The organism is Kitasatospora sp. NPDC094015 (assembly GCF_040304075.1).
In the GTDB taxonomy this organism is placed as follows: domain Bacteria; phylum Actinomycetota; class Actinomycetes; order Streptomycetales; family Streptomycetaceae; genus Kitasatospora.
Map to the genome: position 1 here is coordinate 1 of NZ_JBEOUL010000073.1, position 5742 is coordinate 5742.

General features: G+C 74.7%; 6 protein-coding genes and 1 pseudogene. 3 read left to right on the forward strand and 4 right to left on the reverse strand.

The genetic code is table 11. From position 1 onward, the window contains the following. Positions 1–104 precede the first annotated feature (104 nt). Together ABT014_RS34275 and ABT014_RS34280 are read right to left on the reverse strand one after the other, a co-directional pair. Positions 105–1061: an alpha/beta fold hydrolase gene (locus tag ABT014_RS34275; protein ID WP_350643738.1), complete on the reverse strand. Its 957-nt coding sequence runs from the start codon at positions 1059–1061 to the stop codon at positions 105–107. A 115-nt stretch (positions 1062–1176) separates the two neighbouring features. Then, entirely contained in the window at positions 1177–2394 is a 1218-nt protein-coding gene (locus ABT014_RS34280) for a threonine synthase (protein ID WP_350643740.1), read from the reverse strand. Positions 2395–2489: 95 nt separating this feature from the next. Here ABT014_RS34280 and ABT014_RS34285 point away from each other — a divergent pair, with 95 nt between their 5' ends. Then, positions 2490–3098 (forward strand): GNAT family N-acetyltransferase, encoded by a 609-nt coding sequence (locus tag ABT014_RS34285; protein ID WP_350643742.1) that lies wholly within the window; start codon positions 2490–2492, stop codon positions 3096–3098. Between the two features lie 70 nt (positions 3099–3168). Here the strand turns inward: ABT014_RS34285 and ABT014_RS34290 are convergent, their stop codons facing one another. Both ABT014_RS34290 and ABT014_RS34295 read right to left on the reverse strand, forming a co-directional pair. After that, a complete protein-coding gene (locus ABT014_RS34290; RefSeq protein WP_350643744.1) occupies positions 3169–3936 on the reverse strand; it encodes a lysophospholipid acyltransferase family protein in 768 nt (255 codons plus the stop codon). A 194-nt stretch (positions 3937–4130) separates the two neighbouring features. Beyond that, complete coding sequence (locus ABT014_RS34295; RefSeq protein ID WP_350643746.1) at positions 4131–4568, reverse strand: DUF4395 domain-containing protein; 438 nt, start codon at positions 4566–4568, stop codon at positions 4131–4133. A gap of 265 nt (positions 4569–4833) precedes the next feature. On the opposite strand from ABT014_RS34295, the gene ABT014_RS34300 reads away from it, so the two are divergent. Together ABT014_RS34300 and ABT014_RS34305 are read left to right on the forward strand one after the other, a co-directional pair. Further along, complete coding sequence (locus ABT014_RS34300; RefSeq protein ID WP_350643748.1) at positions 4834–5247, forward strand: TlpA family protein disulfide reductase; 414 nt, start codon at positions 4834–4836, stop codon at positions 5245–5247. Between the two features lie 393 nt (positions 5248–5640). After that, a pseudogene (locus ABT014_RS34305) lies at positions 5641–5742 on the forward strand (electron transfer flavoprotein subunit beta); the annotation flags it as partial.

The window sequence follows — 5742 nt, forward strand, 5'->3', positions numbered from 1 at the left end:
GTACTGCAGGGGGGACCCTGTGGGAGAGTAGGACGCCGCCGAACAATCTTTCAGAGAAGCCCCTCCGGGTCACCCGGAGGGGCTTTTCGCATTTCTGAGCGCGCTCAGAGGCCCTGGATGAACTGGATCAGGGCCTCGTTGACCTCCTTGGGCCGCTCCTGCTGGGTCCAGTGGCCGGTCTCCGGGAGCCACAGGACGTCCTGGAAGCGGGGGACGTGGCGGTGCACCTCGGCCAGGGCCTCCATGGCGGCCGGGTTGGCGACGACCAGGTCGCGTTCGCCGGCGATGAGCAGCGCCGGCGGTTCGATCCGGGCGTCGTGCCAGGCGGCGGTGAGCTCCCAGTTGCGGTCCAGGTTGCGGTACCAGTTCAGCGGTCGGGCGAAGCCGTGGGCGCCGAACTCGGTGCTGTAGAAGGCGATGTCCTGCTCGGTCAGCCACTCCGGGAGATCGGTGGGGGCGTCGAAGAGGTCGAGGAACCCGCCGTCCTCCGGCACCAGCGGCAGCCCGGGGCCGCCGAGCCGTGCGCGGCCCGCCAGCAGTTTGCGGAAGGTGGTCGGCAGGTCCCGGGCGAGCTCGGTCTCGGCCGGCCCGGACTGCTGGAAGTACAGCATGTAGTAGGCGTCGCCGAGGAGTTGGCGCATGCTGTCGGTCGGCCGGCGCTTGCCCCGGGGGAGCGGGGGAACCGAGAGGCCCACCACCCCGCGGACCAGGTCGGGCCGCAGCAGGGCGGTGTGCCAGGCGACCGGTGCCCCCCAGTCGTGGCCGACGACCACCGCCCGGTCGGCGCCGAGGGCGGGGATCAGGCCGAGGGCGTCGCCCGCCAGGTGCAGGATGCTGTAGCTGTCGATCTCGTCGGGGCCGCCGGTGGCTCCGTACCCGCGCTGGTCGGGGGCGACCGCGTGGTACCCGGCGTCCGCGAGCGCGGTGAGCTGGTGCCGCCAGGAGTACCAGCTCTCCGGGAAGCCGTGCAGCAGCAGGACGAGGGGTCCGCTGCCGGCCTCCGCGATGCGCATCTCGAGGCCGCCGGCCGATCGGACGATCCGGTGCGAGATCTCGGACATGCTGCTCTCCCTGGTCGGTAGGGGCCGCAGAACGGTTGACGTCCTGTCAGGTCTACCTCAGATCCCCGCCCGCCGGTAGCGCGCGCCCGGCGGCCCGCGCGGCCGCCGATCCGGCTCAGACGCTGATGCCGGCAGCCTTCAGCCGCGTCTCGACCGTCGACCAGGAGGGGTCGAGCGCGGTGACCGGCTCCTCGCCGACGCCGCGGTCCTTGAACCCGCTGGAGGTGGAGATGCACACGGCCGTCCCCTCGAACCCTTCGGACTCCCGCAGCGCGGTCAGACCGGCGAGGCCCGCGGCGCTGGAGAGTTCCACCCAGATCCCCTGCCCGGCCAGCTCGGCCTGGGCCGCCCGGAGTTGGCGGTCGTCCAGCAGCAGTGCCCGGCCGCCGCTCTCCCGGAGCGCGACCACCCCGCGGTACCCGCCCACCTCGCAGGAGATCGCGTACGCGTCGGTCGGCCCGGCCTCGACCCGGGTGGCGGGCAGACCGGCGCGGACGGCGGTGGCCAGCGGCCCGCCGGTGGCGGGTTCGCAGGAGTGGATCCGCGGGACGCGGTCGGTGAGGCCGAGCCGGCGCAGCTCGGCGAAGCCCTTCCAGACCCCGAAGAGCAGCTCGCCGTAGCCGGTCGGCACGAAGACCGCGTCGGGCACGCCCGCGTCGAGGAACACCTCGTACGCGATGGTCTTGTAGCCCTCGGGGCCGAAGCCGTGGCCGGTGTGGGTGACGGTGGTGTTGCTGGCGGGGTGGAAGCCGGTGCGTTCGACGATCCGTCGCATCAGGGGCCAGCGGTCGGCCTCCGGCACGGGCAGGACGACCGCGCCGTACGAGCGCAGGAAGGCGGCGACCGCGCCGGGCATGGTGGCCGAGGCCAGGACGACGCAGGGCAGGCCGGCCCGGGCGGCGTAGGCGGCGGCCGAGGCGCCGTGGTTGCCCGAGGAGGAGACCACCACGCCCGGCGCGCCGACGCCCACGGCGGCGCCGGTCGTGCAGCGGTTCAACCGGTCCTTGTGGCTCCAGGTGGGGTTCCTGGACTCGTCCTTGAGCAGCACGTCCGGGCCGATCGGGACCAGCGGGGTGCGGCCCTCGCCGAGTCCGGGGGAGGACAGCGGCGGCAGCAGCGGGGCCCAGCGGTCCAGCCCGGGGCGGGAAGGGGTGGCGGCGTCGAACAGGCGGGGGTCCACCCGGTCGTACGCGTAGTCGACCTCGACCGGGTAGGCGGTCCCCGGGGTGCTGGTCCTGGGGCAGCCGGTGGTGAGCGGCGGCCACAGCGGGTAGCCGATCGCCGGGTCGCCGAGGGAGCGCTGTGCGGTCGCGAGGGAGTCGCCGGTCGTCATGGTCGACAAGCCTATGGCCGTGCCGTGGACCGCGGGGCGTGCCCGGTGGATCGCGTGCGGACGCGGACTTCTCCGACCGTCCCTAGAGTTGAAGGATGACCACCGGATACCGGCCCGGGCCCGCGCGGGTGGCCGGGCCCGAGGACATCGACGCCGTCGTGGCGACCATGACGACGGCGTTCTTCGAGGACCCGTTGTGGGGGCCGGCCTTCCCCGACCCGGACCGCCGGGCGGAGCAGGCCGCCGTCCTGTGGCGGCTGTACGTGACCTCCGCGCTGCGGTACCCGTGGCTGCTGGTGACGCCCGGGGTGGAGTCGGCGGCCTCCTGGATCCCGCCGGGCGGCACGGAGCTGACCGCGGCCGAGGACGACGGGTTGGAGGCGCTGCTGACCGAGGCCGCCGGTGCGGCGGTGGCGGGGCCGATCATGCGGATCTGCGAGCAGCTGGAGGCGGCGCACCCGACGGAACCGCACTTCTACCTGTCGCTGCTGGCGACCCACGACATGCACCGGGGCAAGGGCCTCGGGATGGGCCTGCTCGCGGAGAGCCTCGCCCGGATCGACGCCCTCGGCGCCCCCGCGTACCTGGAGTCCTCCAACCCGGCCAACCTGCCGCGCTACCAGCGGGCGGGCTTCGAGCCGCGCGAGCGCCTCACCACTGCGGGCGGCCCGGTGGTGACGACCATGTGGCGCCCGGCCCGCTGAGGCCTGGGGGCCGGGCGCCACATGGTCATGCGGCTGCCCCGATCGCAGGCGGCCGGGGCAGCCGCAGGGGTCAGCGGGCCTCGCGGCGGGCGGCCTTCTCGGCGGCCTCCGCCTCGTCCTCGGCCTCGGCGACCTCCAGGGTCGGCGCGGTGCCGCCCAGGTGGGCGGGCAGCCACCAGGTGTCGTCCGACCCCGCGGGCTGGGCGGGGTACTCGCGCTGGGCGCGGTCGAGCATCTCGGTCATCGCGGCCCGCAGCCGGCGGGTGACCATCACCGGCTTGTCGCCCTCGGCCAGCACGATCGGCTCGCCGATCATGATGGTGACCGGGACGTGCCGCTTGGTGAGGGTCTTCGGGCGGCCCTTGGTCCACAGCTGCTGGGTGCCCCAGAGGATCACCGGCAGCAGCGGGGCGCCGGAGTCGGCGGCCATCCGGGCGGCGCCGGTCTTGAACTTCTTGAGGGTGAAGGAGCGGCTGATGGTCGCCTCCGGGAAGACACCGACCACCTCGCCGTCCCGCAGGGCCTTGACCGCGGCGTCGTACGCGGGCTGGCCGTCGGTGCGGTCGACCGGGATGTGCTTCATGCCGCGCATCAGCGGGCCGGAGACGGGGTGCTTGAAGACGTCGTCCTTGGCCATGAACCGGGTCTTGCGCTTGCCGCCCCGGACGGCGCCGAGACCCGCGAACAGGAAGTCCAGGTAGCTGATGTGGTTGCTCACCAGGACGGCGCCGCCGGTGGCGGGGATGTTCTCGGCGCCCACGATGGAGATCCGCACGTCCAGCGCGCGGAAGCAGGTGAGCGCGGCGCGAATCACCGGCGGGTACACGAACTCTGCCACGTCAGCCCTACTTCCCACGGGCTGGTGCCCGGTCAGGTGGTACCCGGGGCGCAGGTCGGAGCCGTCCGAGTCGCGGCACGCGGCAGCGGCCACGGGTGTTACCCGGAGATGATCCCTCGAAGGGGTGCCTGCTGTCACGCGAGGGCGTCCGGGCAGCGGGGAACCCGCCGCCCGGACCCCGCCCGCGGGGCGGTTCAGCCGGTGGTGACGCGGCGGGCGCCGGTCCGGGCCGTGCCGCGGCGCAGCAGCAGGTACAGCTCGCAGCCCAGGCAGTAGCCGAAGGCCGCGTTCAGGAAGGCCGCGGCCAGGGCCAGCGCGGTCGCGGTGAGCGCCAGCCAGCCGGCGCCGGCGAGGTACCCGGCGGTGCCGATCAGGCCGAAGGCGAGGCCGACGGCCTGGGCGAAGCGGGGCGCCCGGGCGTCCTCCAGCTCGCGCGGCGGGCCGAGCCGGGGTCGCACCAGGGTGCGGTAGAGCAGCGCGTACGGCGAGAACCGCAGGCCGGCCAGGGCGGCGACGGCGAACACGGCGGTCTGGACGGCGAGCAGCGGGCCGCTGCCGGTGATCAGGGCGGCGGCGAGCAGGAGGCTGGTGAGCGCGGCGGCGAAGCGCTGCCCGCGCGGGTCGATCTGCATGCGGGACTCCGGGGTGGCACGGCTGGACGGGCTGACCTGGGGCGACGGGGTCAGCGACAGCGCGAGGCGGTGGCCCGGCACAGGTCGACCACCCGGCGGCTGGTCAGCCGGGGCGTCGGTACGGGGAGGGAGTCCACGCGCCGATGGTACGCGCCGCTCTCCCTGCCCGGACCGGGCCCCCGCCGGACGGGCGCCACCGGACCGGGCCGAGGCGGACCGGACCCCGGCGGGCCGGGGCCGAGCGCCGGTGGCGCACACTGGGGCGGTGACCGGATGGGTGGTGTGCGGCGTGGTGCTCGCGGTGGCGAGCGGTTTCGGGCTGTGGCGCGCCGCACGGGACGGGAGGCTGCGGGTGCGTCCGAAGGACGGGGCGGTACGGCTGTCGGCGGTGGAGCTCGGCGCGGAGCTGGGGGAGCGGGCCACGCTGGTGCAGTTCTCCACGGCGTTCTGCCAGCCCTGCCGGGCGACCCGCCGGGTGCTGGCCGAGGTGGCCGCGATGGTGGACGGGGTCGCGCACGTCGAGGTGGACGCCGAGCAGCAGCTGGAGCTGGTGCGCCGGCTGGAGATCCTGCGGACGCCGACCGTGCTGGTGCTGGACTCGACCGGCCGGGTGGTGCGCCGGGCAGCGGGCCAGCCGCGCCGCCCGGACGTGATCGCAGCGCTCGGCGAAGCGGTCTGACGCGCGCCCGGGACGGGGCGGAGCCGCGGCGGCCGGCACGGCGTTGGGCCGGGGAGCTGTCAAGGCCGTCAATCTCACAGCCGATCTGCCGCCCAGCCAGGTGGTGCGCCGCCCGACCTGGGGCAGGATGGGGCGAGGACGGCCGTGCGGGCCGTTCCGTCCCCTCGTGCCGGCCCGGTTCGCACCGGGTCCGACGGGGGCCGCGGAGCGGCCGGGCGGGTGAGGCGACGCTAAGCTACTGGCCAGTAGTGACGGTTGCGCTACCGGCGAGTATGCTGCCAGGGAGTTCCGGCCGGGCGCGGGAAGACGCGGCCCGAGTGGGCCTGGAGAGCGTGTGAGTCGCCCGCCGCACAGCCGCAGCCGCCGGACCAGAACCAGTACAGGAGACAGGCCGTGAGCTTGAGGATCGTTGTCTGTGTGAAGTACGTGCCCGACGCGACCGGTGACCGTCGCTTCGCGGACGACACCACCACCGACCGGGAGGGCGTGGACGGC

Bases quoted from the DNA above. Each gene is read 5' to 3' on its own strand.
- ABT014_RS34275 (WP_350643738.1), bottom strand. From the start codon at position 1,061: ATGTCCGAGATCTCGCACCGGATCGTCCGATCGGCCGGCGGCCTCGAG.
- ABT014_RS34280 (WP_350643740.1), bottom strand. From the start codon at position 2,394: ATGACGACCGGCGACTCCCTCGCGACCGCACAGCGCTCCCTCGGCGAC.
- ABT014_RS34285 (WP_350643742.1), top strand. From the start codon at position 2,490: ATGACCACCGGATACCGGCCCGGGCCCGCGCGGGTGGCCGGGCCCGAG.
- ABT014_RS34295 (WP_350643746.1), bottom strand. From the start codon at position 4,568: ATGCAGATCGACCCGCGCGGGCAGCGCTTCGCCGCCGCGCTCACCAGC.